At 43.3% G+C, this 26,327-nt stretch carries 29 protein-coding genes and 1 pseudogene; 20 read left to right on the top strand and 10 right to left on the bottom strand.

Features of this window, described 5'->3' with window-relative positions; all coding sequences use genetic code 11:
* The 5 genes from AB6E08_RS12870 to AB6E08_RS12890 form a co-directional block, all read right to left on the bottom strand.
* The gene (locus AB6E08_RS12870; RefSeq protein WP_017103988.1) at positions 1 to 558 is read right to left on the bottom strand and encodes a septation protein IspZ; all 558 of its coding nucleotides are present in this window, start codon (positions 556 to 558) and stop codon (positions 1 to 3) included.
* Positions 558 to 815 carry an acyl carrier protein gene (locus AB6E08_RS12875; protein WP_009848591.1) on the bottom strand — a complete coding sequence of 86 codons (258 nt, stop codon included), beginning with the start codon at positions 813 to 815 and terminating at the stop codon, positions 558 to 560. Before AB6E08_RS12875 ends, AB6E08_RS12870 begins: the two co-directional genes overlap by 1 nt.
* Before the next feature lie 10 nt (positions 816 to 825).
* Positions 826 to 1,086: a phosphopantetheine-binding protein gene (locus tag AB6E08_RS12880; RefSeq protein WP_009848590.1), complete on the bottom strand. Its 261-nt coding sequence runs from the start codon at positions 1,084 to 1,086 to the stop codon at positions 826 to 828.
* A 106-nt stretch (positions 1,087 to 1,192) separates the two neighbouring features.
* Entirely contained in the window at positions 1,193 to 1,963 is a 771-nt protein-coding gene (locus tag AB6E08_RS12885; RefSeq protein WP_012603417.1) for a 1-acyl-sn-glycerol-3-phosphate acyltransferase, read from the bottom strand.
* Positions 1,960 to 2,739: a beta-ketoacyl synthase chain length factor gene (locus AB6E08_RS12890; RefSeq protein WP_371707866.1), complete on the bottom strand. Its 780-nt coding sequence runs from the start codon at positions 2,737 to 2,739 to the stop codon at positions 1,960 to 1,962. Before AB6E08_RS12890 ends, AB6E08_RS12885 begins: the two co-directional genes overlap by 4 nt.
* Before the next feature lie 71 nt (positions 2,740 to 2,810).
* On the opposite strand from AB6E08_RS12890, the gene AB6E08_RS12895 reads away from it, so the two are divergent.
* From AB6E08_RS12895 to AB6E08_RS12905, 3 genes are read left to right on the top strand one after another with little or no spacing between them, the layout of a single operon-like run.
* Positions 2,811 to 3,200 (top strand): hypothetical protein, encoded by a 390-nt coding sequence (locus tag AB6E08_RS12895; protein ID WP_017103990.1) that lies wholly within the window; start codon positions 2,811 to 2,813, stop codon positions 3,198 to 3,200.
* A 29-nt stretch (positions 3,201 to 3,229) separates the two neighbouring features.
* Entirely contained in the window at positions 3,230 to 4,303 is a 1,074-nt protein-coding gene (locus AB6E08_RS12900; RefSeq protein ID WP_009848586.1) for a methyltransferase, read from the top strand.
* Between the two features lie 24 nt (positions 4,304 to 4,327).
* Entirely contained in the window at positions 4,328 to 5,569 is a 1,242-nt protein-coding gene (locus AB6E08_RS12905; protein WP_371707867.1) for an NAD(P)/FAD-dependent oxidoreductase, read from the top strand.
* Positions 5,570 to 5,902: 333 nt separating this feature from the next.
* On the opposite strand, the gene AB6E08_RS12910 is transcribed toward AB6E08_RS12905, so the two are convergent.
* Both AB6E08_RS12910 and AB6E08_RS12915 read right to left on the bottom strand, forming a co-directional pair.
* Positions 5,903 to 6,409: a hypothetical protein gene (locus tag AB6E08_RS12910; protein ID WP_009848584.1), complete on the bottom strand. Its 507-nt coding sequence runs from the start codon at positions 6,407 to 6,409 to the stop codon at positions 5,903 to 5,905.
* A 139-nt stretch (positions 6,410 to 6,548) separates the two neighbouring features.
* A complete protein-coding gene (locus AB6E08_RS12915; RefSeq protein WP_017099160.1) occupies positions 6,549 to 7,682 on the bottom strand; it encodes a flagellar assembly protein FlgT in 1,134 nt (377 codons plus the stop codon).
* A 192-nt stretch (positions 7,683 to 7,874) separates the two neighbouring features.
* Between AB6E08_RS12915 and AB6E08_RS12920 the strand changes: the two genes are divergently transcribed.
* Together AB6E08_RS12920 and flgP are read left to right on the top strand one after the other, a co-directional pair.
* A complete protein-coding gene (locus tag AB6E08_RS12920; protein WP_012603422.1) occupies positions 7,875 to 8,510 on the top strand; it encodes a FlgO family outer membrane protein in 636 nt (211 codons plus the stop codon).
* A gap of 9 nt (positions 8,511 to 8,519) precedes the next feature.
* Positions 8,520 to 8,951, top strand: coding sequence for a flagellar assembly lipoprotein FlgP (flgP, locus tag AB6E08_RS12925; protein ID WP_012603423.1), 432 nt, complete (start codon positions 8,520 to 8,522; stop codon positions 8,949 to 8,951).
* A gap of 272 nt (positions 8,952 to 9,223) precedes the next feature.
* Here flgP and AB6E08_RS12930 read toward each other — a convergent pair whose 3' ends face one another.
* From AB6E08_RS12930 to flgA, 3 genes are all read right to left on the bottom strand, one after another.
* Positions 9,224 to 9,649: a flagella synthesis protein FlgN gene (locus AB6E08_RS12930; protein WP_086048932.1), complete on the bottom strand. Its 426-nt coding sequence runs from the start codon at positions 9,647 to 9,649 to the stop codon at positions 9,224 to 9,226.
* Between the two features lie 65 nt (positions 9,650 to 9,714).
* The gene (flgM, locus tag AB6E08_RS12935) at positions 9,715 to 10,032 is read right to left on the bottom strand and encodes a flagellar biosynthesis anti-sigma factor FlgM (protein ID WP_029223115.1); all 318 of its coding nucleotides are present in this window, start codon (positions 10,030 to 10,032) and stop codon (positions 9,715 to 9,717) included.
* A gap of 177 nt (positions 10,033 to 10,209) precedes the next feature.
* A complete protein-coding gene (gene flgA, locus AB6E08_RS12940; RefSeq protein WP_371707868.1) occupies positions 10,210 to 10,956 on the bottom strand; it encodes a flagellar basal body P-ring formation chaperone FlgA in 747 nt (248 codons plus the stop codon).
* 76 nt (positions 10,957 to 11,032) lie between these two features.
* Between flgA and AB6E08_RS12945 the strand changes: the two genes are divergently transcribed.
* From AB6E08_RS12945 to AB6E08_RS13015, 15 genes and pseudogenes are all read left to right on the top strand, one after another.
* Positions 11,033 to 11,959, top strand: a complete 927-nt coding sequence (locus tag AB6E08_RS12945; protein ID WP_009848577.1) for a chemotaxis protein CheV — start codon at positions 11,033 to 11,035, stop codon at positions 11,957 to 11,959.
* A gap of 11 nt (positions 11,960 to 11,970) precedes the next feature.
* Complete coding sequence (locus AB6E08_RS12950; protein ID WP_009848576.1) at positions 11,971 to 12,798, top strand: protein-glutamate O-methyltransferase; 828 nt, start codon at positions 11,971 to 11,973, stop codon at positions 12,796 to 12,798.
* Positions 12,799 to 13,053: 255 nt separating this feature from the next.
* Positions 13,054 to 13,449, top strand: a complete 396-nt coding sequence (flgB, locus tag AB6E08_RS12955) for a flagellar basal body rod protein FlgB (RefSeq protein WP_009848575.1) — start codon at positions 13,054 to 13,056, stop codon at positions 13,447 to 13,449.
* 4 nt (positions 13,450 to 13,453) lie between these two features.
* Entirely contained in the window at positions 13,454 to 13,867 is a 414-nt protein-coding gene (gene flgC, locus AB6E08_RS12960; protein ID WP_009848574.1) for a flagellar basal body rod protein FlgC, read from the top strand.
* A 17-nt stretch (positions 13,868 to 13,884) separates the two neighbouring features.
* Positions 13,885 to 14,595, top strand: coding sequence for a flagellar hook assembly protein FlgD (gene flgD / locus AB6E08_RS12965; RefSeq protein ID WP_009848573.1), 711 nt, complete (start codon positions 13,885 to 13,887; stop codon positions 14,593 to 14,595).
* A gap of 45 nt (positions 14,596 to 14,640) precedes the next feature.
* On the top strand, positions 14,641 to 15,945 hold the full coding sequence (gene flgE / locus AB6E08_RS12970) for a flagellar hook protein FlgE (RefSeq protein WP_017100669.1): 1,305 nt from the start codon (positions 14,641 to 14,643) through the stop codon (positions 15,943 to 15,945).
* 270 nt (positions 15,946 to 16,215) lie between these two features.
* Positions 16,216 to 16,965, top strand: coding sequence for a flagellar basal body rod protein FlgF (locus tag AB6E08_RS12975; protein WP_372064310.1), 750 nt, complete (start codon positions 16,216 to 16,218; stop codon positions 16,963 to 16,965).
* A gap of 21 nt (positions 16,966 to 16,986) precedes the next feature.
* Positions 16,987 to 17,775, top strand: a complete 789-nt coding sequence (flgG, locus tag AB6E08_RS12980) for a flagellar basal-body rod protein FlgG (RefSeq protein ID WP_009848570.1) — start codon at positions 16,987 to 16,989, stop codon at positions 17,773 to 17,775.
* Between the two features lie 71 nt (positions 17,776 to 17,846).
* Positions 17,847 to 18,623: a flagellar basal body L-ring protein FlgH gene (gene flgH / locus AB6E08_RS12985; protein WP_012603427.1), complete on the top strand. Its 777-nt coding sequence runs from the start codon at positions 17,847 to 17,849 to the stop codon at positions 18,621 to 18,623.
* Positions 18,624 to 18,716: 93 nt separating this feature from the next.
* Positions 18,717 to 19,808, top strand: coding sequence for a flagellar basal body P-ring protein FlgI (locus AB6E08_RS12990; RefSeq protein ID WP_009848568.1), 1,092 nt, complete (start codon positions 18,717 to 18,719; stop codon positions 19,806 to 19,808).
* Positions 19,809 to 19,818: 10 nt separating this feature from the next.
* Positions 19,819 to 20,760: a flagellar assembly peptidoglycan hydrolase FlgJ gene (flgJ, locus tag AB6E08_RS12995; protein WP_012603428.1), complete on the top strand. Its 942-nt coding sequence runs from the start codon at positions 19,819 to 19,821 to the stop codon at positions 20,758 to 20,760.
* A gap of 220 nt (positions 20,761 to 20,980) precedes the next feature.
* A complete protein-coding gene (gene flgK / locus AB6E08_RS13000) occupies positions 20,981 to 22,861 on the top strand; it encodes a flagellar hook-associated protein FlgK (protein ID WP_009848566.1) in 1,881 nt (626 codons plus the stop codon).
* 9 nt (positions 22,862 to 22,870) lie between these two features.
* Positions 22,871 to 24,061: a flagellar hook-associated protein FlgL gene (gene flgL, locus AB6E08_RS13005; protein ID WP_372064306.1), complete on the top strand. Its 1,191-nt coding sequence runs from the start codon at positions 22,871 to 22,873 to the stop codon at positions 24,059 to 24,061.
* A gap of 401 nt (positions 24,062 to 24,462) precedes the next feature.
* Complete coding sequence (locus AB6E08_RS13010) at positions 24,463 to 25,599, top strand: flagellin (protein ID WP_017100665.1); 1,137 nt, start codon at positions 24,463 to 24,465, stop codon at positions 25,597 to 25,599.
* A 589-nt stretch (positions 25,600 to 26,188) separates the two neighbouring features.
* A pseudogene (locus AB6E08_RS13015) lies at positions 26,189 to 26,327 on the top strand (flagellin); the annotation flags it as partial.

Genomic DNA, 26,327 nt, shown 5'->3' on the forward strand with positions numbered 1-26,327 from the left:
TTAACTCTGACGAATGCGCTGTCTTACTACCCACTCTCCTGCAAAGAGCAACCCTGCAAACAGATAGCTGAGTAAGCCATTGTATAGGGTCCATATTTCAAGAGGTTGGAAGCAGGTGTAAAGGGCAATAGAGCCATTGATAACAAAGAACAGACACCAAACTTTGGTGACTGTTCGTGTGTAATCAACGCCACTTTGTGGAAGCTCTGGCTCTTGGAGGCGAGCAAGCCGCTCGATAATCGTTTGCGGTTGCCATAGGCTCGAGGCGAACACAACCAGCATACAAACATTAACGATGACGGGGTAATAAGTTAGCCAGCCGTGCTGTTTGAAGGTTAACCCTAATGCCAGCAGAACAATTCCGGCACTTCCGCTGATCCAAGCTAGGTGTTTTAGCTCTTTGATTTTAGCCTGACCACCGGTGAAAATGCGGACAGCAAAAATAGCGGCTAAGACGATACCAACGGTTTGTAGGCCAAACTTGTTGAGTCCAAAGTAAACCGCTATTGGATAAGTGAAAAGTATGATTGCCGACAGTAAAGTCAGCAGAGGACGCATTATGCGTCCTTCAATAGTTCAACCACAGACTCGACAACGTCATTAACGGTGCGTACTGCTTTGAACTCTTCAGGCTTGATCTTCTTACCTGTAACGTTCTGTAAGTGAACGACCAAATCAACGGCATCAATGCTGTCGAGATCGAGGTCGAGATAAAGGTGTGCTTCTGGAGTGATATCTTCAGCATCAAGCTCAAACAGCTCGATAAGCGCATCTTTAACCTGGTTGAATACTTCTTGTTGGTTAGCTTGTGTCATAAAGATCTGTCTAGTTGTTTGTTTTAGATGAAATGTAGTTAGCTAGGTTTTCAACCGATGCAAAATGCTGGCGAGTGTTTGAATCGTCGGCATCGATAACAATGTTGTACTTTTTCTTGATAGCAAGGCCGAGCTCAAGGGCATCGATAGAATCTAATCCAAGTCCATCACCAAACAGTGGTGCTTCCGTTTCAATTTCATCAATGCTCATATCTTCAAGATTCAGTGCGTCGATAATCAGTTGTTTTAGTTCGTTGTGTAATGTTTCCACTTAGGCCTACTTAGTACTTTATCTAAATGCTACTTCAAGGGGGGCGATTCTACATTATGTGATGTATTTTCGAAACGCTGATATCACCAGTTGTTTTATTGATGAGCTAAATATTCTCTTCGGAAGGAAAAATAGTCTGTGCAAGGTGTTGATTGAGGCGCCTTGCTGCCGAAGTTAAGTTGTTTGAATTCTCAATAAAGGGTGCGACGTCTATTTTACCTTTCACTGCGATATGAAAAAAGGGTTTAGTGGCAGGAACTTGATACCATTTTTTCTCTTTTGTTAAGAATGTCGGAGAAACTGTAATATGAATCACGCGTAAGTCGGTTTGTGTTCGAGTGGCAATTTGTGCCGCACCACGTTGTAAGGATGGTTCAATTCCTGGCGTTGTGCGAGTTCCTTCAGGGAAAACTAACAATACATTGCCACGCGAAAAGCGTTCTTCACAGCGTTCTAAAAGATCGTCAGGGGTTTGGTTGGGTATGTATCCCGCTGCTTTGACAATCCTCTTCATAAACGGGTTTTCCCATATTGCCGCTTTAACAAGACAATCACATTGAGGAAGTTGAGAGGCGATCAGTACATAGTCAATCAAGCTAGGGTGATTGGCGACAATGATGCAGTTGCGATCTTCGCGGAGCAGTTCGGCGCCATCAATTTGGTAATCAATCGCGCCTGTGAACTTCATTATTTGGCAGAATGCATTGAATGAGAAACGGATTAATCGTTGTGCTTTGAGCTCTCTTTCTATGACGTTGCGAGTCGTTAGGGCGATCGAAGGTAAGATTAAGAAGCTTAAGACTAAGCCTCCCAAACCAAAGATGGTAAAGCAGAGCCCCGTCGCGAATACTCGCCAACATTGGCCTACTTTGCTCATTTCTGTGCACCTGCTTGGGCGTTATTGACCCAGGACCAGTTTTGGTGCTTACCAGCAATAGTCCAATGCTGTGTTCCCAATAGGATATGTTGTAGCGTTTGTAGGCCTTGTGGTAAATCAGCTGCTGAGCTGTCTCTAACTTTGGGGGGGCTAGCGATTGGTTTACTTGTTACTGCTCTCGAAACTGAGTAGTCACTGCCTGCAGTGACTACTAAACCTAGAGCGTAGTCAGCATAGTGCTGATTTTCGTATTCTCGATATACATCAGGCAGAGGTTGGTCGAAGTCAATGACGAGTACACGATGTGACGGATACTGATGTAGGTAAAGATAAGCTTCAATCAGGGCGTTGTGAAAGGTATCTTGCCCAGAAGCGATAGAGGTCAGTGGAATCGGTGCTTTTGCAGCAATCGTTGTTAGGCCTGCTGCGGTGTTGTGTACTGATTGGGAAAACGCCATTGGAGAGGCATCGTCACCTTCTAATATTGATTGAATCAAAGCAACAGTTCGGTGGAGCTCACCATGTCGACTGGCAAAAACCAGATAATCAATCGAGGTATCTTTTAATAGGGTTAATGCGGTTTGGACGGCCAGTTTGCTTTGCAGGCTCATTCGGCGGCGCATCATAGGAGGGATGGCTTTAAATTCAGTTGAGCCATTTTGTGGCCAATCTAAATGAGTGCTCCACGTTTGCCACTCGGCAACGGAATAGAGGCCTGGCGAATTTGCTGACCATTTTTCAATATTAAACGACATTAATTGGGATTGATTTGACATAGAGTATTGATTTACTTTGGGTCTAACTAATACTATGCATGCTTATAAATAAACACGGGTAAGGAGTTTAAATGAAATTACTAAAAATAGCCGTTTCAATGTTATTTATACTCGTTCTTGCAGGCTGTGGACGTGTCCAACCTGTAATGAATGTTGAGGATACTCCAGTTGCTTTGAATCTTCAAAGTAAACAGGTGAAATCAGCGATTTATGAGTCTGCTGAGAACCGAGGTTGGTTGGTTTCAGAAATTAAGCCAGGCCTAATCCGTGCTGAACTGTATGTCCGTTCACATCATGCTGTGGTTGATATTCCATATAATGATAAGTTTTACTCTATTCTTTACGTCGAATCAGAGAATTTGAAGTACGACGATGGTGAAATTCACCGTAATTACAACCGTTGGGTTAATAACTTGAACGTTGATATTAAACGCAAGCTTGCACAAATGGCTGCTATGTAGCTCTCTATTATTTTAAAGTTAGGTTTTTCGTGTCGGAATATAAATTAGATCCATTTAACGCATTAGAAGCAAAAACAGAAGCGCAAAAATTGTCTTTTGCTCCTATTGTTTTTCATACAGCTCGTACACTTCGTGATTTAGGTATTTTGAAAGCGTTAGATGACGCGGGCAATGATGGTTTACCCGCTGAAACTATTTCTCAAGCAACGGGTGTATCCGAATACGGTGTCAAAGTTCTGCTTGATATGGCGTTGAGTGCTCACATCGTTACTTGGGATAAGCCTCATTATAAAATGGCTAACCTAGGTTTTTATCTATTGCACGATGGCATGACCAACGCAAATATGGATTTCACGGCTGATGTCTGTTACGCCGCGATGATGCATTTAACTGAAGCGATTGAAGAAGGTACACCCGCGGGCTTGAAAGAGCTGGGTGACTGGGAAACGATTTACCAAGGTTTGTCTCAATTGCCAGAAAAAGCAAAAGAGAGTTGGTTTAAGTTTGATCATTTCTACTCAGATCGTTCGTTCCCTGTGTTACTTGAGAAAGTTTTCAGTAAGAAGCCTAAATCGCTGGTGGATATTGGCGGTAATACAGGTAAGTGGGCAATGCAATGTTGTAACTACGACTCTGATGTCGAGGTGACGATTGTCGATTTGCCGCAGCAATTAGAAATGGCAATGGCAAACGCAACACAGCACGGTCATCAAGACCGAGTGACTCCATTCCCCGCTAACATGCTTGATAAACAGCAAGCGCTGCCGACAGGTACGGATGTGTGGTGGATGAGTCAGTTCCTTGATTGCTTCTCGCCAATGGAAATTCTTAGCATATTAAAGCGTGTTCGCTCTCATATGTCAGAAGACGCGACTGTTTATATTCTTGAACTGTTTTGGGATGCACAGAAATACGATGCGGCTTCTTATAGCTTAAATGCGACGTCTCTCTACTTCACTTGCTTGGCCAACGGCAACAGCCGCTTTTACCGCAGTGAAGATTTCCTAGAGATAGTGGAAGAGGCTGGCTTTGATGTGGTGACTCGTACCGACGATATCGGTCTTGGGCATACGCTTCTGGAGCTGAAAGCTAGCGCGAAATAATCATGGTAAACATGGCTTAAATTAATGAAAAAACTGTCAACTCAAGTAGTGATCATCGGAGCTGGCCCATCAGGGTCTATTGCGGCGTCTTTGCTTCATAAAAAAGGCATCGATGTTCGAGTGATTGAAAAAAGCCTTTTCCCCCGTTTTTCTATTGGTGAAAGCCTGTTACCAGCGTGCATGGAAGTGATCGAACAAGCGGGCATGAGCGAAGCTGTGGCTAATGCTAACTTCCAATTTAAAGATGGCGCGGCTTTTCGTAAAAATGGTGTTTATACGGCGTTTAATTTTGAAGATAAGTTCTCTTCTGGGCCGGGAACGACGTTTCAGGTTCAACGAGGTACTTTTGATAAGGTAATGGCAGACTGTGCTGAAGCGCAGGGTGTTACCATTGATTACCAACATGAACTGATAGGCATTAATTTCGCTGAAGACCATACTATACTAGATGGACAAATACAGGGTGGAGAGCGTTATCAGTTAGAGGCTCAATACGTCCTGGATGGTAGTGGTTTTGGTCGAGTGTTACCCAAGATGCTCGATTTAGAAGAGCCATCACGACTTCCTCCGCGCAAAGCTATCTTCACACATGTTAATGATCATATCTCAGCAACGGATACTGATCTTGAATACGATCGCAGTAAAATTTTGGTCTCGGTACATCCAACCAATCCTGATGTTTGGTATTGGTTGATTCCCTTCAGTAACGGAGTCTCTTCATTCGGTGTGGTAGGGGAACCTAAATTCTTTGAATCATACCCAGAAGACAAGATTTCGGCGATTAAGCAGCTGGCAACAGAAGAGTCGGGCTTGGCCGAGATTTTGGCAAATGCGGAGTATCCAAATCCCGCAGGCGAAATTGGTGGCTATTCTGTCAACGTTAAACATCTTGCAACCGATAAGTATGCATTACTGGGTAATGCAGGGGAATTTCTTGACCCTGTATTTTCATCGGGAGTGACTATTGCGATGAAGTCGGCTCAGTTTGTGGTTGAGTGTGTGGAAAAACAACTCAATGGCGAGAAAGTCGACTGGGATCGTGAATACGCTGAACCATTGATGATTGGGGTAAATACTTTTAGAACGTATGTTGAAGGGTGGTACTCGGGGGCTCTTCAGGATGTGATTTTCTATCAAGAACCAAACCCGAAGATAAAGCAAATGGTATGTTCGATTTTGGCGGGCTACGCATGGGATCAAAGCAACCCCTATGTAAACGAGTCAAAACGTCGATTGAAGACGCTGGCAGAGATATGCCGAAGCTAGATGGTCTATTTAGTATGTAATACCAATCGTAGTAAATAACTGGTCATCCTAGCTGGTTAAAACGCTCAATAACTACGTTAGAAATTTTGATTGTAGAATAACTACTTATCGAAAATTTCTGCCTTGTTCTTAAGCCTTTTTCCTGCGCTATTTATGATCACTTACTTACTGTGATTGGTATAACAGCATGCTAAATGGTCACTATGGTTAGCCATAAATCAAAACAGCCGCAATGCGCGGCTGTTTTTGTATCTGATAATCAGCCTCTCAGCTCGAGTACCAACTCCAGTACGTCAGAATCCAAAGTTTCTAACGAAGTTATCGAGGTTGATACTACTTCAGATCAATGCTGTTCAATCGTCCCATAAAGATAAGCAGCTCAATCACATCTTTGTGAGCTTCAAGCAGTGCTCGTTTGGTTTGGCTGTAGGCTGCGAGTCGACCGTGTTTCCGTATAGAACATACTTTCGTTCTGTATTTGTAATCACCATTCTCAGAGAAAACACGCCATTTCGCTATGTAGCACTCGTCGCGATGTTCAGGGTCACTCTGCGTTGGATTAGGCTTAAATACAATTTTAGGCTCTAAACTATGAGGCAGACGTGTCATGAGATAGGGTTCTTTGAGGACCTTTGGCCAAAACTTGCCCCAAAGCTGTCTACCCAGCTCATCTCTTAATTTGATGGTTTTCTTGAGTGCTTTGTCTTCCCCCATACGAACAAAGCCAACTGAACGATGTAATACCGTATCGTCGGGTGTATGAATGTGGATCTTAAAAGCGGTCTTACCTTTCGAGATAAAGCGGTAACCGGTAGCACCAATTAGATTATTCTGGCTCATAGTTTGCTAAATGATGATTATGTTATTAATAAGGTTACGACAAATACCGCGAAACCGAAACTAATCCTCATGAAAAAAATAAAGCCTTAGTACTTTTGCTAAGGCTTTATTAGAAAACATGAGTTGATGGTGCTGCTAACTACATGATTTTCTGCATTACATCACCAATTTGAATGCTTCCCGCAAGGCTTGGTTGATCAATGGTGAGTTCAGCTTCGTTTTCATAAACGCGAGAAACCGTCAGGGTGATATCGCTTTGAGAGACCTTATTGCGTGGCAAGCCTCTTTGGTCGATAAATGAACCTGTGTGCCAAAGCTGAAGTTTGTCACCTTGTTCTACACCGTGTATTCGGCCTAAATCAATGGTCACCATATTCCCAAACACAGCAGCAACTTCAGGAAGCGTGATTTTACAAGATACTTCCGATTCTAAATCCAACATAATATTACGACTGACACGAAGCATCATGCTGCCATAGGTTGATGCCCAGAAACGAGCACTGCGTGTGTCGATTTCACTGGTCTTCGCAAATGGCCATTTTGCTACTTCACGATAGCTTCGGTTGTAAACCTGATGACCTGTTTTACCATCGAATACCTGCATTTCTAACGCAAATTGGCGATTGATAATGTCGTCTTTCAAAAGCTTCGATTCAATGGTTGCGGTTAAGTCGGTGATGTCACCACCTATGATGTACTGTGCCCCCGTATCTTGTGCGATCATTTTGATCACTTCCGGTCGACGCTTGTCTATGTCGTAATTTGTTGTACCAACAGAGACAAAACTGCGAGATTCTTGCGCCAGTTGTCGGTTAACGACATGGCCAAAATCATCACCAATGTTATAGATTCGGCCCATCACAGCTTGTTGTGGAGAGCTTACATCAATATTACCGACCAAAAACGTCTTCTTATATTGGCTTTCATGGCAAGCACTTGCCGAAGGGTAGATGTCTATCCTTGCAGTGACCATTATATTGCCACCGCGTTTCTTCTCTTTTTCTACTAAGATGTAGCGCACTTCATGATTGGTAAATTGAAATTCTTTCTTTTTTGCATCTAAGTAGGGGGTGAGGTTTGCAATACTGCCGATGTCAGCGCCAGAGAACTGTATGGCTTTGTAAACGGCATCCTCTAGGGCATGAACCCTTGCCGCATCCTCTGACGATACGATGGTTGCAGTACCGGTAACTTCATACCAAGAGGCATGAGTACTGAAGCTGATGGTTGTCAGTAAACTTATTGAAAATAAGTAATAAATTATTTTTTTCATCTATTCGTTACCAGTTGGGTATAAATATTGCTTAACAAATATCTATAAGCTTAAAGCTGACTCAAGTGCGTTTTTCATAATCTGAACCATTAATGAAAAGCAAAGATTGTTCCAACATTGTAATCCATTGAAAAGAGTCATGGCGAGAACATATTGGAACAGCAAGCACTAAATATATCTGGAGATAAGAGAATGAAAAAATGGCTCGTAGTAATGAGTGTCATGTTAATGACATCATGCGCTTATTCGCCAATCTATAACGGTAAATCTGAGTATTCAGGCAGTCCGTTTATGTTGATGGACAGCCCGCGTCATACCATGGATTTTTTCGTGGAAAGCATGACCGAAGATTTGATCTTGTCGAATACGAGTATTTCAGCCAGAACACCCATTGCCATTACCTCGTTTGTCGATCTGCAACACATGGACACAACCAGTTGGTTAGGAAACTCGGTATCAGAAGGTTTCATTCATCAGTTTCAGCGTCGAGGTTTTAAAGTGGTTGATTTTAAAACCACAGGCTCTATCCAAGTGACCCACCAGGGGGATTTTGCTATTAGCCGCGATTGGAAAGACTTAGCCCAAGAGCAAGACGTCCAGTATGTTTTGACTGGAACTATGCTTCGTCAAGAAGGCGGTGTTCTAGTGAATGCTCGTGTGGTCGGAATGCAAACTCGCATCGTTGTTGCTTCCGCACAAGGCTTTTTACCTGCAGACCGTATTGGTCGTGACTTAGATACTCTGAACAGTATTCGAACTCAAGATGGGGTTATTATTCGTTCTGATCCAACGATCAGTCAGCCTCATACTGTTATTCTTCGCCCTTAGGAGTTCGTGATGAAGAAGTTAATATTTGTTGTTGCCGCTTTATTGCTTGTCGGCTGCCAACCATTACAAAGCATGAGACCTAATGACTTTTTGGTTGCGGTTGGCTACGCGAGTGTCAGCGAGCAGAAAGGTCGTAATGACGAAGAGAAACGTATTCGAGCAATGAGAGCCTCTAAAATTGATGCGTATCGTGAACTTGCCGAGCAAGTGTATGGTATGCGCGTGAGTGGTCGAGCTGAGCTTGAAGATCAGCGTCTTGGTACTGAGAGAACTTCAGGCGCGGTTGATGGTGTTATCCGTGGTGCCGAAGTGGTGCGCAGTTACCCTGTTGGCGACAGCTATGTGACTGAACTGCGGTTAGATATCCAAAAAATGGAACAACTGCGTAATTATGGCGAAGTTCAGCCAGTGCCTGAGAAGAGACAACAAACGTTGTTCTAGTTTAAGGATCGTCTAGTTATAGGTTTCTCCTTTTATATTGGCTGCTATTCGCTTTCCAGATGGCGTAACGGCAACCAGTAACGGTTATGAATAAGAAAGCGGTAAGTATTAAAGTACTTGCCGCTTTTTTGTTTATCGGCTTGGGGAGTACATTCACAGGTTTAGTGGGAGATTTGACTGGTGTAACGAGAAGGGTAGGCTGAGATACAGATACAGATACAGATACAGATACAGATACAGATACAGATATGAGAAGGAGGTGGTTTACCTAACTAGGCTTTAACGTTGGTTCCTAGCGTAGAAATTGTATGCGTTTGGCCTCCGGCATTGTAGGTCATGCCAATTTTGCCGTGACTTTGCTGCATCATATTGCTGAGTTTTTTGAAGCTAAGGTGTGCTCGATTCAAGGCTTCGCCATTTACCAAGTTCGCTTGATGGCAGTCGTGCACTATGGATTTGATGGTTGTGACTAACTGAGCAAGTTCAGGGTTCTCGGTCAGTTCAGATATATTAGTATGGGCAGCGATTCGTTGATCGGTTGATCTTAGTTGTTCAACAAGAACCACTTTCTCTTTGGCTATTCGCTCAATATCGCTTGATTGTCGGCTTGTAATAGCGATTTTCTCTGAACTCAATAATTCAGATAAGGCTTTGGCATTTTGAAGTTGGAAATTAACTAAATCTGCTAGTGCCGCCATAATGTAACCTACTAATAACCTCGTGTACTTTAAGATAATAACTTTATTTTAAAGCTAATGTTTGCTTAAAGACCTTTTAATTCGTTTTCAAATTTCATCATGTTGTCGGCCAACTTTTCTGGATCAACAGTGTATGAACCATTTGCGATCGCTTCTTTTATTGCCGCGACTTTCACTGAATCGAAACTTGGTTGTGCTGCCATCTCTTGATGGAGTTGACCAATCGCCTTGCCTTGTTGGCTTAGTGAAACCGCATCTTTGCTTGCTGGTGATTTAGATGATGCATCAGATCTTGATGCCTCAGACTTAGAATCAGAGCGTACTGCTGAGCGGTTAGTGCTCGCTAGGGTTTGCCCTGAACGAATATTATCAATACCTGCCATAGTTAAGCCTTTTTCTTCAAAATGGGAACCTGTACAGTCAATATCGACCATGGGTGAGAATACTTTAGCAATTTTAAGCTCAATAGTCGAAAACGAACCAAACACCTCAACCGTTATAATTGGATGTTAGAGTTGAGAATAAAAGCGCTAACGATACCGACACTTTAAAGTGAAGTGTTAAAAGTAAACCGTGACTTCAGACATGCTGGTAACAATACCTTCGATTATACGCTGTGATTTGTCATTTTTCACCCTAACTTGATCACCCATTGAGCCATCGGTAAGTGCAGTACCTCTGGTGGTAATGGTCATGCCACCTTTTACTGCCTGTATGATAACCTTCTCATTTCGGCATACGACACAAATATCGCCTCTTTCGACAACATCACCGGGTCTTAGGTTCTTTTTTACCTTAGCACCGATGACTTGTTGTGGAGTGGTAAAGCCTTGGCGACGAAATTTGTTGAGAGAAATCATCGCAGTCGTGACGTCGTATTGACCGACAATTTCGCCTCTCGCCAGTGAGCGAGTCGTTGTGACAAGTGGTACTGACATTGAAAGGCGCACTGGCACGTAAACACGCCATTCATCAGGAACACAACGAACTAAAACAGTAATGCTGCTGCGAGTGTTGGTTGTTGTCGAGGCACTTGTCTCGAGGGGGATAGGACAATTTGTAGCTTTGATTCTAGAGTCTACATTAGCGGAATTAACAAAAAGTTCACCGCCTCGCGGTTGCTCCACCGAGTCAAGGATGTGTTGCTCAGCCGCTGATTGGATCATGTCAATTTGTTCCGGCGTTGCCGCGTGTGTAAAAAAACTAAACAATATTGTTAGAATGCCGATAAACTTAGCGACAGTTTTAAAAATAGTTCTACACATAGCTATGGGAAAAAGATATATGTTTGCTTTATGATATGTCATTTTATTTCTCTAGTGGTTCGTAGCCTGCAGTAGACTAACACTTTCTATCCAAAAAGTTTGATATGGAGATGAGCTCATGACGGGTATTCTTGATTCAGTGAATCAGCGTACGCAACTCGTCGGTCAAAACCGATTAGAATTACTAACCTTTCGCCTAATGGGGCGTCAGCGTTACGGTATTAATGTATTTAAAGTGAAAGAGGTTTTACAATGCCCTCGTCTGACTTTAATGCCAAATTTACATCATCTCGTAAAAGGTGTGGCTCATATTCGTGGTCAGACAGTTTCTGTCATTGATTTGAGCCTAGCGGTAGGCGGACGTCCTACATCTGATATCGATAAGTGCTTTGTGGTGATTGCTGAATTTAACCGTACTATCCAAGCATTCCTCGTAAGCTCTGTAGATAGAATTGTTAATATGCACTGGGAAGCTATTCTTCCACCACCAGATGGTTCAGGTAAAGATAATTACCTAACAGCGGTAACCAACATCGATAATGAATTGGTTGAAATTCTGGATGTTGAAAAGATTCTTGCTGAGATCTCGCCTGTTGATGAAACCATGGATAGCAGAATCGCAGAGGAAATTGCAGAAGTTGAACAAGAGAAAGAATTGGTTCGCCGAATCTTGATTGCTGATGACTCGACGGTTGCTCGTAAGCAGGTTCAACGTGCTATAGAATCTATTGGTTTTGAGGTCATTGCTGTTAAAGATGGTAAAGAAGCCTATGAGACTCTGATGAAAATGGCATCGGAAGGCAGTATTTACGATCAAATTTCATTGGTGATTTCAGATATCGAAATGCCTGAAATGGATGGATACACGCTGACTGCTGAGATTCGTCGTCACGCAGAACTAAAAGATTTATACGTAATTTTGCACTCATCATTGAGTGGTGTATTTAACCAAGCCATGGTTGAGCGTGTAGGGGCTAACTCCTTCATCGCGAAATTCAATCCTGATGAGCTTGGTGGCGCGGTTAAAGCTGCGTTAACTAACTAAAAGAGACATTAATGACTGCTATAACAATAAGTGATCAAGAGTATCGCGATTTCAGCCGTTTCTTAGAATCTCAATGTGGCATTGTATTAGGTGACAGTAAGCAGTATTTAGTGCGCAGTCGTCTAAGCCCATTAGTAACGAAGTTTAATGTTGCTTCATTGTCTGATTTGCTAAGAGATGTAGTGACAGGTCGAAACCGTGAGTTGAGAGTGGCGGCAGTGGATGCTATGACGACTAACGAGACACTTTGGTTCCGAGATACTTATCCGTTTGCTGTACTAGCGGATAAACTTCTACCGGAAATAGCGGCAAATAAACGTCCTATCAAGATTTGGTCTGCGGCAAGCTCTTCAGGCCAAGAACCATACTCAATGGCTATGACGATACTTGAGACCCAAGCACGTAAGCCGGGTATGTTGCCAAATGTATCGATTACCGCTACTGATATTTCAGCAAGTATGTTGGATATGTGCCGCACCGGCGCTTATGACAACCTTGCCTTGGGCCGAGGACTTTCTCCTGAGCGCCGTCGCACTTTCTTTGAAGATGCTGGCGATGGTCGTATGAAAGTGAAAGACAACGTTAAGCGAATGGTAAACTTCCGTCCTCAGAACTTGATGGAGAGCTATGCACTGTTAGGCAAATTCGACATTATCTTTTGTCGTAACGTGTTGATTTATTTCTCTCCAGATATGAAGTCAAAAGTACTTAACCAGATGGCAAATAGCCTGAATCCTGGTGGTTACTTGTTATTGGGTGCGTCTGAATCGTTAACCGGCTTAACGGATCGTTTTGAAATGGTTCGCTGTAATCCAGGCATCATCTACAAATTAAAGTAATTAGTGTCACCACTTTAAGGTGCAATATTGCTGTCCAAATTTAAAACCCAGCCAAGTGCTGGGTTTTCTTTTTCTAATTTAATCTATATCTTTAAGTCAGAGTGACATTCCAATTTACTCTATTTGTTGGCTTGTATATTGCAAGTTTACCCACGAGTAACCTGTAAAAGTAATGGTCGGCCACTTTGTTTTTAAAGTTGGTATATATATTGCTTAGGTTATTTCATAACAGTCAGTTCTTGAGTTGAGGTTTACATGGCTATTTCTTTTGACAATGCTTTAGGCATTCACCAGCACACAGTTGGTGTACGTGAGCGTAACGCTGAGGTGCTTTCCACCAATATCGCGCAAGCTAACACGCCTGGGTATAAAGCAAAGGGATTAGACTTTAATAAATCACTGCAGGCGGCAAGTTCTGGGGCAAGCATTGGTCTTAGCCGAACAGACGGTCGGCATATTTCTGCCTCAACAACGGTGAATGGGGAAACGAAGTATCGAATTCCTACGCAACCTGATACTGGAGATGGCAATACGGTTGATTTGGATTTGGAACGAAATCTTTTCATGCAAAACCAAATTAGGCATCAAGCCTCTCTCGACTTCTTAGGAAGTAAGTTCAAGAATTTAACTAAAGCGATAAAAGGGGAATAACTAGATGAGCTTATTTAATGTATTCAATGTGACTGGTTCTGCGATGAGTGCTGAATCTGTTCGTCTAAATACTACCTCAAGTAACCTTGCTAACGCAGACAGTGTAAGTAGCTCTGCTAAAGACACTTACAAGGCTCGCCACGCAGTGTTTGGCGCTGAGTTAAATCAGGCACGTAATAGTGGTCACACTGTGCCAGTAAAAGTATTAGGTATCGTAGAAAGCGATAAACCGCTGAATGCGGAGTACAACCCAGATCACCCGTTAGCGAACAACGAAGGCTACATCTATAAGCCTAACGTTAACGTTATGGAAGAAATGGCTAACATGATTTCAGCATCACGTGCGTATCAAACAAACGTACAGGTTGCTGACTCGAGTAAACAAATGCTGCTGCGTACGCTGCAGATGGGTCAATAAGGATAAGGAGGTAGCAAATGGCTGGAATCAACAATGTTGGTCAAAGCGGCTTGTCCTATGTTGACCAGCTGAAGAGTCTTCAAGACGGTGCTAAGAAGCCCGATGAAACAACAGGTAAGCAAGATCTTAAACAAGATGACTTCTTATCGTTGTTGACTAAGCAACTTGCACAACAAGACCCTTTTAAGCCGGTTAGCAATGACCAGATGATTGCGCAAATGGCTTCATTTGCGACCGTAGATGGCATTGGCAAAATGAATACACAGTTTGAAAGCTTGAATTCATCAATGACTTCTAACCAAGCACTGCAGGCATCCTCTTTGGTTGGCCGCGATGTATTGGTTCCTGGAGCGGCAGGTGTGAAACAAGGTGATGGCGGTATGGCGTCAATGGTTAAGCTTCCTCAGGCAATGGACAATGTAATGGTCCGTGTTGAGAATGAAGTTGGCCAATTGGTTCGCACTTTTGATATCGGCTCAAAACCATCTGGTGACACGCGTGTTGAGTGGGACGGAAAAGACGAAGACGGTAATCCATTGCCGGCCGGTAAATACAACGTGAAAGCGTCGGGTTTATTGGAAGGTGAGAACACAGAGTTCCAAGTGTCGAGTTATGCGAACGTGAACAGTGTGCTTCTTGGTAAAGGCGATGGCAACGTACTACTCAATCTGGCTGGTTTTACATCGCCAGTACGACTTGCTGAAGTACTAGAAGTTGGTAAAGCGTAGCTCTTTTTAGAGTGATTATGCTAGCTAGATTAGGAGAATATTGGAATGTCATATGTATCTTTAAGCGGTCTATCCGCTGCACAGTTAGACCTGAATACAACCAGTAACAACATTGCGAACGCAAACACATTTGGCTTTAAAGAGTCTCGTGCGGAGTTCGGGGATGTTTACTCAAGCTCGTTGTTCACTAACGCAAAAACGACGCCAGGAGGCGGTGCGCAAGCTAGCCAAGTGGCACAACAGTTCCATGAAGGTTCAAGTATCTATACGAATAACCCAATGGACTTGCGTGTAAGTGGTACAGGTTTCTTTGCAGTATCGAAAGACCGTATGGTGCCAGAGATCAATGAACTAACGCGTAATGGTGCATTTCACCTAAACAAAGACAACTACATGGTTACGGCCAATGATGAGTTTCTTTTAGGTTATGATGTCGATCCAAACTCGGGTGAAGTTCTTTCTTATGCACCAAAGCCTCTCGACATTCCAGCTGAGTTTGGTAAGCCTAAACAGACAGAAAACATTGAAGTAGGGGTTAACCTTCCTGCGAACGGTGATCTTAAAGACCCGGCAACATTTGATTTCAAAGATCCAGATACCTATAACCGTGCAACGTCTTCGACGGTCTACGATTCTATGGGACAGTCTTACAAGTTAACGACTTACTACCTAAAAGATCAGACTCAACCGAATACTTGGCAAACGTACTACACCATGTCAGATGAAACGGGCGAGAAGCCGGTAAACATTACTGGTGGCGACGCGACGAATTCAGCAGGTCATGTTGGTCACACCATGAAATTCAACAATGACGGTACCTTAGCAAGCCTTAACAGTGGTCAGCCAATTCTATCTGATCCAATCGGCGCTGGTGAGAACGCAGTTGATTTGAACGGCGCAGATCCGACACAGGTACTTAACTTTGGTCTGGATTCTTCAACTCAGTTTGCCGCTCCATTCGAACTGTCTAGGTTTGATGAAGATGGCGCGACAACTGGTTTCTTAACCAAAATCGATTTCGATGAGTACGGCAGTGTTCTAGGCAGTTACTCAAACGGTGAAAATGTGATACTAGGCCGCGTAGGTTTAGTTCGTGTACCTAATGAACATGGTCTAGATAAGAAAGGCGGCACTCAATGGGATTCTACTAAGGCTTCAGGTGATAAAATCTGGGGTGAATCAAATAAAGGTTCATTTGGTAGTATCAACAATGGCTCACTAGAGCAGTCGAATATCGATATGACTCAAGAATTGGTTGATTTGATTTCTGCTCAACGTAACTTCCAAGCGAACTCTCGTTCTCTAGAAGTACACAACCAACTACAACAGAATATTCTTCAGATTCGTTAATCGTTTCGAGCGTTTGAATCATCTGCGAATACCCAATTCAATGTTATTGAATTGGGTATTGTTGGTGAATTACGTATGGCTGCTTGCTTGTCTATTTGCCGCCCCTATTGCCGCCCGGTAATGCCTCTGGCAACAATTCTTCCTCAATGATCCTTTGCGATCAGTCTTTTTTGTTGTTTTTTCATTTAAGTTTTTGATAAATAACAGTTAAAAATGTTGGCATAGTGTTTGCTTTATTAGTTCCAGAAAATGATTTTTTGGAGCAAAATTATGGATCGCGCACTGTTTCTTGCCATGAATGGCGCTAAGCAAAATATGCAGGCTTTGCAGCTGCGTTCAAACAACCTCGCCAACGTAAGTACAACGGGTTTCCGTGCTGATTTAGCACAGGCACGTTCAATGCAAGCGTATGGCGAAGGCATGCCTACTCGTGTTTTCAGCATGACAGAGCGTCCGGGTCATAATTTCGCTCAGGGTAGTGTGGTTACTACTGGCCGAGATCTCGATGTCACCATTCAAGGTGATGGTTGGATTTCAGTAATGGACAATACTGGCCGTGAAGGTTTAACCCGTAACGGTAACCTAAGGGTTGACCAAAACGGTTTGCTTACCAACGCAAGTGGCCATTTAGTGCTTGGTGAAAACGACGCACCAATCACGCTCCCAATCCCAATCAGTAAAGTAGAAATTGGTACAGATGGTACGATTTCGGTGATTCCTCAAGGCGCTCCAGCTGAAGAATTAGCCGTAGTTGATCGTATCAAGCTTGTGCGTCCAGATAACCAAAGCTTGTTTAAAGATACGAATGGCCTCTTCCGTTCGAAAAACCCAGATCAGGCATACGAAGCAGATGCAGCGGTAACGTTGCTTAAAGGTGCTATCGAAGGCAGTAACGTAAATGCCGTAGGTGAAATGACCAGCTTAATTGACTTACAACGTCAGTTTGAAATGCAGGTCAAGATGATGAGCACAGCAGAGGAAATGGACAAGTCGTCTGATTCACTGCTTCGTATGAGCTAATAGAATTTTAAGGAAATTGCTATGCATCCAGCATTATGGGTAAGTAAAACCGGTTTAGACGCCCAACAAACCAATATTTCAACAATTTCAAACAACCTTGCCAACGCCTCAACCATTGGTTTTAAAAAGAGCCGTGCGGTGTTTGAAGATTTGTTCTATCAGAATATTAACCAACCAGGTGGCCAATCGTCTCAGAATACTGAGTTGCCAAGTGGTTTGATGTTGGGTGCTGGTTCTAAGGTAGTTGCAACTCAAAAGGTGCACACTCACGGTAACGCACAAACAACGTCGAATAGTCTAGATATGATGATTGAAGGCGACGGTTTCTTCCAAGTTGAGATGCCAGACGGTGAAACAGGTTACAGCCGTAATGGTCAGTTCACATTGAACGGTGACGGTGCGATCGTAACATCGGGTCAAGGTTATGCCCTACAACCCGAAATCGTTATTCCTGAAGACGCGATCTCGGTAACGGTTGGTAACGATGGTGAGGTGTCGGTTCGTCTACGTGGTCAGCAAGACAACGTCGTGGTTGGTCAAATCACCATTACTGATTTCGTAAACCCAGGTGGTTTAGAGCCCATTGGCCAAAACCTTTACTTGCCTACAGGTGCAAGTGGTGACCCGCAAGAGGGCGTTCCGGGGTTGAATGGCTTAGGTAATGTTCGTCAGTCTATGCTTGAAGCATCTAATGTAAACGTAACTGAAGAGTTGGTTAACATGATCGAAGCTCAACGTGTATACGAAATGAACTCAAAAGTTATCTCGGCGGTAGATAAGATGATGAGCTTCGTTAACCAACAGCTGTAGCTGGTTAATTCGCTGTTTACTTATTTCTTTTAATCGTTCTGTTTACTATTGTCTGCTGAGAGTACATCGCCATGAAACGTATTGTTTGTTTAGCTCTGTTTTTATCTATGACGGGTTGTACCACACTGGAGCCAATTGAAACTCCGGCGCAAGAGAACGCAACGACTGTGGTTGATGCTGTAGAAGGCGACAAGGCTGCCCAGGAAAGCTCTGGTATTATCGACACACTTCGAGATAGAACGGACCCTATTGCTGGTGATCCTGCATGGGCGCCAATTAACCCGAAGAAAAAACAAGAGCATTATGCGGCAGCAACAGGCTCACTGTTCAATGCTAACCACATTGGTAGCATGTATGACGACTCAAAACCTCGCGGTATTGGTGACATTATTACAGTTGCGTTAGATGAGAATACGCGAGCGACTAAAAAAGCTAATGCAGATATGTCTAAATCGAACGATGCATCGATGGAACCGTTAGCTGTAGGTGGTGAAAATCTAGAACTTGGTAAATACAACTTTTCTTACGATCTGAGTAACACCAACACCTTTGCTGGAGATGCATCAGCTAACCAAAGTAACAGCATTAGCGGTTACATTACCGTTGAAGTTATTGAAGTATTAGCTAATGGCAACCTAGTGGTTCGCGGTGAAAAGTGGATGACGTTGAATACGGGTGATGAGTACATTCGCTTAAGTGGCACCATCCGCCCTGACGATATCGACTTTGAGAATACCATTGCTTCGAACCGTGTTTCGAATGCACGAATTCAGTACTCAGGTACGGGTGTGCAGAAAGATATGCAAGAACCTGGGTTCTTGGCACGATTCTTTAATGTATCTTTGTAGAGCTTGAGACTGTGTCGACATACTGGCACTTTAAGAATTATCTAATTTCAAGCTAACTCATTATAAATTAAAGCAATACAGACAGGTTACTCAATGAAAAAACTGACACTCGTACTCTTCGGCATGCTATTTCTTGCCTCCAGTGCTCATGCCGCGCGTATAAAAGACGTGGCAAAAGTAGCGGGTGTTCGTAGTAACCAACTTGTCGGCTATGGTTTGGTCACAGGTTTGCCGGGTACTGGTGAAACAACTCCCTTTACCGATCAAACGTTTAACGCAATGCTGCAAAATTTTGGCATTCAATTGCCGCCTGGCACCAAGCCAAAAACCAAAAACGTTGCGGCGGTAATCGTTACCGCTGAACTTCCGGCATTCTCTAAGCAAGGTCAGGAAGTAGACGTAACGGTGTCGTCTATTGGTTCAGCAAAAAGCCTTCGTGGTGGTACTTTGCTGCAGACTTTTCTTAAAGGTCTGGACGGTCAAGTGTACGCTGTGGCACAAGGTAATTTGGTGGTGAGTGGTTTTAGTGCTCAAGGCAACGATGGTTCTAAGCTCGTTGGTAACAACCCTAACGTTGGTATCATCTCTAGCGGTGCGACGGTAGAGCAAGAAATCCCAACCCCATTTGGTCGTGGTGACTACATCACTTTCAACTTAATCCAATCTGATTTTACTACGGCTCAACGTTTAGCTGATGCGGTTAATAATTTCCTAGGCCCTCAAATGGCGTCTGCGGTCGATGCGACTTCTGTAAAAGTTCGTGCTCCACGTGAAATCAGCCAACGTGTGGCTTTCTTGTCTGCCATCGAAAACATCGAATTTGACCCTGCAGAGGGCTCTGCAAAAATCATTGTTAACTCTCGTACCGGTACTATTGTTGTTGGTAAGCATGTGCGCTTAAAAGCAGCAGCAGTAACCCACGGCGGCATGACAGTCGCAATCAAAGAAAATCTAAACGTAAGCCAACCTAACGCATTCTCTGGTGGTCAAACGGTAGTCGTTCCTGATTCGGACATCGAAGTAACCGAAGCCGATGGTAAAATGTTTAAGTTCGAACCCGGTTTAACGCTCGATGATTTGGTACGCGCTGTCAATGAAGTCGGCGCCGCACCTTCTGATTTAATGGCAATCCTTCAAGCACTGAAACAAGCGGGTGCAATTGAAGGTCAGTTGATCATTATTTAAGGGATAAAGCATGATTAAAAATAACAATGACATCGGCTTTATTCACGATATTGGTAGCCTAGACCGTCTTCGTCAACAAGCGGTAAGCGGTGAAGAAGGCAGTGAAAAAGAAGCGCTAACCGCTGCTGCAAAACAGTTTGAATCTATTTTTACCTCGATGTTGTTTAAGTCGATGCGTGATGCGAACTCGAGCTTTAAGTCAGATATGTTGAACAGCCAGAATGAACAGTTTTATCGTCAGATGCAAGATGACCAAATGGCGAGTGAACTCAGTGCGTCAGGTTCGCTCGGTCTTGCGGACATGATCGTAGCTCAGTTAAGCGCTGGCCAAGCAAATGATGCAACTGAAGATAAGGTTCGCAATGAAGGCTTTGATACTTCACTGCGAAGACCGCAATACTCGGGGCGTTCAGAAGATAGAGTGTCGGATGTTCAATCTGCGCAAGCTATGTCAGCAACAGACGTGTCAGCAGCAAAACAACCCGTTTCCTTCGACTCTCCAGAATCGTTTGTTGCCTCAATGAAGCCTTACGCTGAAAAAGCGGCGAGCGCACTCGGTGTCGATTCGTCACTGCTATTGGCACAAGCGGCACTTGAAACAGGTTGGGGCTCTAAGATGATTAAGAACTCTTTGGGCAACAGCAACAACCTATTCAACATCAAAGCCGATAGAAGTTGGAAGGGCGATAAGGTTGCTACGCAGACACTTGAGTTCCATGGTAAAACAGCCGTTAAAGAGTCTGCTTCTTTCCGTTCTTACTCTAATTTCGAAGATAGCTTTAATGATTACGTGAAGTTCTTGAACGAAAACCCAAGATACGAAACGGCATTGCAGCATCAAGGTAACTCTGAGAATTTCATCAAAGGCATTCACCAGGCGGGTTACGCAACCGACCCTAACTATGCCGACAAAGTTTTACGAGTTAAAGCTAAGATTGATGAGATGAAATAGCGTTATTGAATGCACTCGAGAGCTTGCCACCGGCAGGCTCTTTTCTTATCCGCTCCTTCAGTCTTACGCGCCATCCATGGTTTTCTCCTTACACTTCAATGAATTATTGTCTTTTAACTCTCCGTTATTTCTATTGGCACATATATTGCTAAATATCTTAATAATAAGCTGTAGTAGTTAATCAGTTCATGCTGATTTTGTTAAGTTTTTTGGGGGCATTATGGCGTCGGATCTTCTGAATGTAGGAGCACAAAGTGTTCTTACTGCTCAGAGACAGCTAAACACCACAGGTCATAACATTTCTAACGCCAACACAGAAGGCTATAGCCGTCAGTCTGTGGTTCAAGGTGTGAATGACCCGCGCCAGTACGGTGGTCAAACCTACGGTATGGGCGTGCATGTGGAAAATGTTCGCCGCTCGTGGGACCAGTTTGCCGTCAAGGAACTTAACTTATCAACAACCAATGCCGCTAACAAAGCGGATACCGAAGCTAACCTGGATATGCTGTCAAGCATGTTGTCATCGGTTGTTTCGAAGAAGATCCCAGAGAACCTTAATGAGTGGTTTGATTCTGTTAAGACGCTCGCTGATACCCCGAATGATGTGGGTACACGAAAAGTCGTCATAGAAAAAGCTGGGTTATTAAGTAAAACGTTAAATGAATTTCATGAAACAGTTCGTCAACAGTCTGATTCTGCGAATAAGAAATTAGACATGGGTATCGAGAGAGTTAACCAAATTGCATACGAGATCCGTGATCTTCAGCGACTAATGGTACGAACTCCCGGACCTCATAATGATCTACAAGATCAACACGAACAGCTAGTTAATGAGCTTTCTGGTTACACTAAAGTGACGGTGACACCACGAGCTAATAATGAAGGGTTTAATGTCCATATCGGTAATGGTCATACCTTAGTTTCTGGTACAGAAGCGAGCCAACTGAAAATGATCGATGGCGTACCAGATGCACATCAGCGTCGTCTTGCTATCGTTGAAGGAAAGTCATTAAAGGCGATTACTAACCGCGATATTGATGGACAAATCGGCGCGATGTTAGACATGCGTGATGAACATATTCCTGCAGTTATGGATGAGCTTGGTCGTTTGGCGACCGCGTTTTCATACGAGGTCAATGCACTGCAATCGCAAGGTTTGGATCTCAATGGCAATGTAGGCAAAAACCTGTTTACCGATGTGAACTCTGAGTTAGTGGCTAAGTCTCGTGTTACTGCTCACGGACAGTCAAAAGCGGATGTCGCGGTTTATATTGATGATACTTCTGCTCTGAAAGGCGGCGAGTATGGTCTGAAATACGATGGCAGCGATTATGTGGTGATTAAGCCAGATGGTGAAACGGTAAAAGTTAGCACTAATTCAACCGGCAATGCCTTTTATTTAGATGGCATGCGAGTGGAAGTTCGAAATCCGCCTGAACTGGGTGAGAAGCTTTTACTACGCCCAACCCGCAACTTTGCCGCGCAGATTCAGATGGAAACCAAAGACCCTAAAGATATTGCGGCGCAAAGCTATGAGGCATCAACTACCTTTGCCAAAGGTACTGCTGGTTTCAAAATTTTGGCGGCAGGTCAATTACGAGAGTTTGAAGTGATCGTGTCACCAAAGGGCGAACAGTTTGCGGTTACCGATCCTAAGGGCAACATACTTATGCAGCCTCAACCGTATCCACCACAAGGCCCTGTGACAATTAATGGCACAACGTTTGAACTTACACCGGGCGCGGTGGCAAACGATAAATTTACGGCAAACCTTGTCCCATCAGAAGGTGACAATGGCAACTTGCGTAAATTGCAAGATCTCCAAACAGGCAAAGTCTTGGATGATGGTGAGTCTACTATTTTAGATCTTTACCACAACTTGAATACCAATACGGGCTTGAAATCTTCAACGGCAAATCGCTTGAGTGATATTGCTAGGCTAGAAAAAGAGTCAGCTCAAGAACGTATTGCTTCAGTCTCTGGGGTGAACCTAGATGAAGAAGCGGCAAATATGATGAAATTTCAGCAAGCGTACATGGCTTCTTCACGCATCATGCAAGCCGCCAATGATACGTTTAATACTATTTTGGCTTTGAGGTAGGAGATATAAATGTTGACTCGTATTTCTAGCTTTCATAATTATCAGTCAGTACAAAATGACTTTCGCCGCCAAGAAAACAAGGTGCATCATAATCAAGCACAACTGGCTTCCGGTAAGAAATTACAGTCGGCGAGTGATGATCCTTTGGCGACGCATTATTTACAAAACATCGGCCAGCAATCTGAGCAACTTAAACAGTATGTCGATGCGATCACTCTAATTAGAAACCGCCTTGAACATCATGAAGTCATGGTCGCCAACTCGGAAGGGTTCGCGGATGAAGCAAAACGAACCGTGATGGAAATGATTAACGGTGCACTTTCTCCGGAAGACCGTTTAGCTAAGAAACGAGAAATTCAAGAATTATCGAGCAACCTCCTGCATTTAGCTAACGCTCAAGATGAGTCGGGTAATTATACATTTTCAGGAACCAAGCCTAAGAGCCAACCGTTCTTTCGAGATAACGAAGGGAATGTCTCGTATCAAGGTGATGACTACCAACGAAAGATGCGAGTCGCAACTAGCTTTGAAATGGCAATGAATGATCCGGGCAGTAAGTTATTTATGGAAATAGATAATCCGTTCGGTGATTACGAGCCTCAATATGACCTTGAACCTGCCTCTGAGTTATTACTAGGGCGTGCAACCAATACAGCTGACGATAGTGCAACTTATAAAGTCACTTTTGTTGATATGCAGACGGGTAAGTTCGCTTATCAGCTTGAAAAAGATGGTGCAGTGGTTGCTGCAGAAGATTATGACCCTTCGACGGGGGTTGTCTATGAAGGTCTGAATATTCAATTTAAAGGACAAATCACGAAAGGTGACTCGATCATTTTAGAGCCGAGAGAGACATTCTCTATCTTTGATACGTTCAAAGAGACCGCCGAACAGGCAGAAAACCCTGTATCAGATGCATCGGCAACGGCAAAGCTGCACCAAATGACCGAAGAGTTTCATGCCGCATTTATTCATTTGACTAAAGCGAGAACGGATGTCGGTGCTCGTTTGAGTACATTGGATATTCAAGAGCAGCAACATGAAGATTTTAAGTTGTCTTTAGCGAAAGCAAAAAGCAATTTTGAAGACTTGGACTATTCGAAAGCCATCATTGAATTCAATGAAAACTCTCGAGCGCTACAAGCTTCACAACAAGCGTTTGGCAAGACGAAAGACCTGACCTTGTTTAATTATATTTAGCTATGAACAGCCGTTAATCTGGGGTTAATTCTCTGCCGTATGTGCTATGCCATATGTGCGAATAATTCTATGGATTGCCACTTTTTTGTTCAGTGTGGCATGTTTGAAAAATAGCGGCAAAAAACGGCAACGAGAGATATCAATATCTTATTTTCTCGACTTGATATAATTAGCTCCTATGGGGGTTATGGTTTAAGTGTTTGTTTTTTATGTTTATTTTAAGTTTACTGGAATTAAAATAAAAGTTGGCACACAACATGCTTTTATAATTTGCATAAATGATTAATACAGATCTTAAACCTTATCTAGGGTTTATCGCGTAATACACGGTCAGTGCTTATCCATATGAGAGTAAAGCTGGCCGCTTCGCAGTGACTTTGCGAACTCATAAGGAGAGCAATATGGCTATTAATGTAAGCACTAACGTATCTGCTATGACAGCACAGCGATACTTGAATAAATCGTCTAATGACTTAGCGACTTCTATGGAGCGTTTGTCATCAGGTCATAAAATCAATAGCGCAAAAGATGATGCGGCAGGCCTGCAAATCTCGAACCGCTTAACCGCGCAATCACGTGGTCTGGATGTAGCAATGCGTAATGCTAATGATGGTATTTCGATTGCTCAGACAGCAGAAGGTGCGATGAATGAATCAACGAACGTATTACAACGCATGCGTGACTTGGCGATTCAATCATCAAACGGCACCAACTCTCCGGCAGAGCGTCAAGCGCTAAACGAAGAGACAATGGCACTTCAAGATGAGCTTAACCGTATCGCAGAGACCACTGCTTTCGGTGGCCGTCGTCTATTGAATGGTTCATTCGGTGAAGCTTCATTCCAGATTGGTTCAAACTCTGGTGAAGCTATGATCATGGCGTTAACCAGTATTCGTGCTGATGACTTCCGCATGGGAGGAACGACGTTCGACTCTGAACACGCTAAAGACAATAGTTGGGAAGTTCCACCAACAGCAAAAGACCTTAAGTTTGAATTTAAAACTAAAGCGGGTGAAGCCATTGTTCTCGATATAAGCGCCAAAGTGGGTGAAGATATCGAAGAACTAGCAACTTACATTAACGGCCAATCTGATCTAGTGAATGCGTCTGTGACGGATGAAGGTCGCATGCAAATATTTGTTGCGGAACCTGATTTAGAAGGCGCGATGTCGATCTCGGGCAGTTTAGCCTCTGAGCTAGGCCTTAAAAGTGAAGGTCGAACTTCATTGGTTCAGGATATCGACTTGAATACCGTTGCTGGTTCACAAAACGCAATCGGTGTAATTGATTCTGCGATGCAGTATGTCGATTCACAGCGTGCTGATTTGGGTGCGAAGCAGAACCGTTTAAGCCACAGTATTAATAACTTGGCAAATGTTCAAGAGAACGTAGACGCTTCAAACAGCCGAATCAAAGATACAGACTTTGCGAAAGAGACAACGCAAATGACCAAAGCTCAAATTCTGCAACAGGCAGGTACATCAATACTTGCTCAAGCAAAACAGTTGCCTAACTCTGCAATATCACTATTGCAATAGTTATTGGTTGAACTTGCTACTCGTGTTCAGACGTGAACTGCGTAGCAAGGGAAACTGGCAAGCATACTTACTATCGGGTGTTTAGCTCTCTCATCTCTCACCTGCTATCCATTTTTACGGTAAGAATGCAACGGCGCGTCGGAAATGTGTTCATTTCTCGATGATCTCCGCACAGGCTCTGACACGCCAACTAGCCCCGTTTCCTTAACAGGAAAAGGGGCTTTTTCCTTTCTATTTCTACACTTTTATTTTCTTTTAGATCGTCTAGTTTACCTTTCAAATCCGCAAAACCTCGATCTCACTTATCTGTTTCACGACAAACAACTCAACTCTTTGTATAAGAAGCATACCAATCTGAGCTCTTTGGCGACTATTCATTTCTCTATATAGGATAACTCAAATAGTGATTAGTGTGTTTTTTGAACACTTTTAAATGCATTCTCAATTGAAGGCTGCCACTGTTATAAAAAATGTGAGATTTTAAGTGTCTGATAAATTTGATTTTAATATTTAATTTGTGGTTTTTTGAAAGTTTTTCTAAAGCTTCTGAATTTTGAGCCGTTATTAAAAGTAACTTAGAGATAACTACTTGGTTTTCCGAGACGTCGGAAACCGCTATACCGGAAAATCAATTGGAGAAATCACCATGGCAGTGAATGTAAATACCAACGTTTCAGCAATGACAGCACAACGTTACCTAAACAGTGCAAACAGCGCTCAACAAACAT

Origin of the sequence: Vibrio sp. 10N.247.310.24, assembly GCF_041467175.1 — a bacterium.
GTDB classification, from domain to species: domain Bacteria; phylum Pseudomonadota; class Gammaproteobacteria; order Enterobacterales; family Vibrionaceae; genus Vibrio; species Vibrio tasmaniensis_A.

What these genes read in the sequence shown, in the direction of transcription:
- AB6E08_RS12870 (WP_017103988.1), bottom strand. Translation starts at nt 558, where the DNA reads ATGCGTCCTCTGCTGACTTTACTGTCGGCAATCATACTTTTCACTTAT.
- AB6E08_RS12875 (WP_009848591.1), bottom strand. Translation starts at nt 815, where the DNA reads ATGACACAAGCTAACCAACAAGAAGTATTCAACCAGGTTAAAGATGCG.
- AB6E08_RS12885 (WP_012603417.1), bottom strand. Translation starts at nt 1,963, where the DNA reads ATGAGCAAAGTAGGCCAATGTTGGCGAGTATTCGCGACGGGGCTCTGC.
- AB6E08_RS12890 (WP_371707866.1), bottom strand. Translation starts at nt 2,739, where the DNA reads ATGTCAAATCAATCCCAATTAATGTCGTTTAATATTGAAAAATGGTCA.
- AB6E08_RS12895 (WP_017103990.1), top strand. Translation starts at nt 2,811, where the DNA reads ATGAAATTACTAAAAATAGCCGTTTCAATGTTATTTATACTCGTTCTT.
- AB6E08_RS12905 (WP_371707867.1), top strand. Translation starts at nt 4,328, where the DNA reads ATGAAAAAACTGTCAACTCAAGTAGTGATCATCGGAGCTGGCCCATCA.
- AB6E08_RS12910 (WP_009848584.1), bottom strand. Translation starts at nt 6,409, where the DNA reads ATGAGCCAGAATAATCTAATTGGTGCTACCGGTTACCGCTTTATCTCG.
- AB6E08_RS12915 (WP_017099160.1), bottom strand. Translation starts at nt 7,682, where the DNA reads ATGAAAAAAATAATTTATTACTTATTTTCAATAAGTTTACTGACAACC.
- AB6E08_RS12920 (WP_012603422.1), top strand. Translation starts at nt 7,875, where the DNA reads ATGAAAAAATGGCTCGTAGTAATGAGTGTCATGTTAATGACATCATGC.
- flgP (WP_012603423.1), top strand. Translation starts at nt 8,520, where the DNA reads ATGAAGAAGTTAATATTTGTTGTTGCCGCTTTATTGCTTGTCGGCTGC.
- AB6E08_RS12930 (WP_086048932.1), bottom strand. Translation starts at nt 9,649, where the DNA reads ATGGCGGCACTAGCAGATTTAGTTAATTTCCAACTTCAAAATGCCAAA.
- flgM (WP_029223115.1), bottom strand. Translation starts at nt 10,032, where the DNA reads ATGGCAGGTATTGATAATATTCGTTCAGGGCAAACCCTAGCGAGCACT.
- flgA (WP_371707868.1), bottom strand. Translation starts at nt 10,956, where the DNA reads ATGACATATCATAAAGCAAACATATATCTTTTTCCCATAGCTATGTGT.
- AB6E08_RS12945 (WP_009848577.1), top strand. Translation starts at nt 11,033, where the DNA reads ATGACGGGTATTCTTGATTCAGTGAATCAGCGTACGCAACTCGTCGGT.
- AB6E08_RS12950 (WP_009848576.1), top strand. Translation starts at nt 11,971, where the DNA reads ATGACTGCTATAACAATAAGTGATCAAGAGTATCGCGATTTCAGCCGT.
- flgB (WP_009848575.1), top strand. Translation starts at nt 13,054, where the DNA reads ATGGCTATTTCTTTTGACAATGCTTTAGGCATTCACCAGCACACAGTT.
- flgC (WP_009848574.1), top strand. Translation starts at nt 13,454, where the DNA reads ATGAGCTTATTTAATGTATTCAATGTGACTGGTTCTGCGATGAGTGCT.
- flgD (WP_009848573.1), top strand. Translation starts at nt 13,885, where the DNA reads ATGGCTGGAATCAACAATGTTGGTCAAAGCGGCTTGTCCTATGTTGAC.
- flgE (WP_017100669.1), top strand. Translation starts at nt 14,641, where the DNA reads ATGTCATATGTATCTTTAAGCGGTCTATCCGCTGCACAGTTAGACCTG.
- AB6E08_RS12975 (WP_372064310.1), top strand. Translation starts at nt 16,216, where the DNA reads ATGGATCGCGCACTGTTTCTTGCCATGAATGGCGCTAAGCAAAATATG.
- flgG (WP_009848570.1), top strand. Translation starts at nt 16,987, where the DNA reads ATGCATCCAGCATTATGGGTAAGTAAAACCGGTTTAGACGCCCAACAA.
- flgH (WP_012603427.1), top strand. Translation starts at nt 17,847, where the DNA reads ATGAAACGTATTGTTTGTTTAGCTCTGTTTTTATCTATGACGGGTTGT.
- AB6E08_RS12990 (WP_009848568.1), top strand. Translation starts at nt 18,717, where the DNA reads ATGAAAAAACTGACACTCGTACTCTTCGGCATGCTATTTCTTGCCTCC.
- flgJ (WP_012603428.1), top strand. Translation starts at nt 19,819, where the DNA reads ATGATTAAAAATAACAATGACATCGGCTTTATTCACGATATTGGTAGC.
- flgK (WP_009848566.1), top strand. Translation starts at nt 20,981, where the DNA reads ATGGCGTCGGATCTTCTGAATGTAGGAGCACAAAGTGTTCTTACTGCT.
- flgL (WP_372064306.1), top strand. Translation starts at nt 22,871, where the DNA reads ATGTTGACTCGTATTTCTAGCTTTCATAATTATCAGTCAGTACAAAAT.
- AB6E08_RS13010 (WP_017100665.1), top strand. Translation starts at nt 24,463, where the DNA reads ATGGCTATTAATGTAAGCACTAACGTATCTGCTATGACAGCACAGCGA.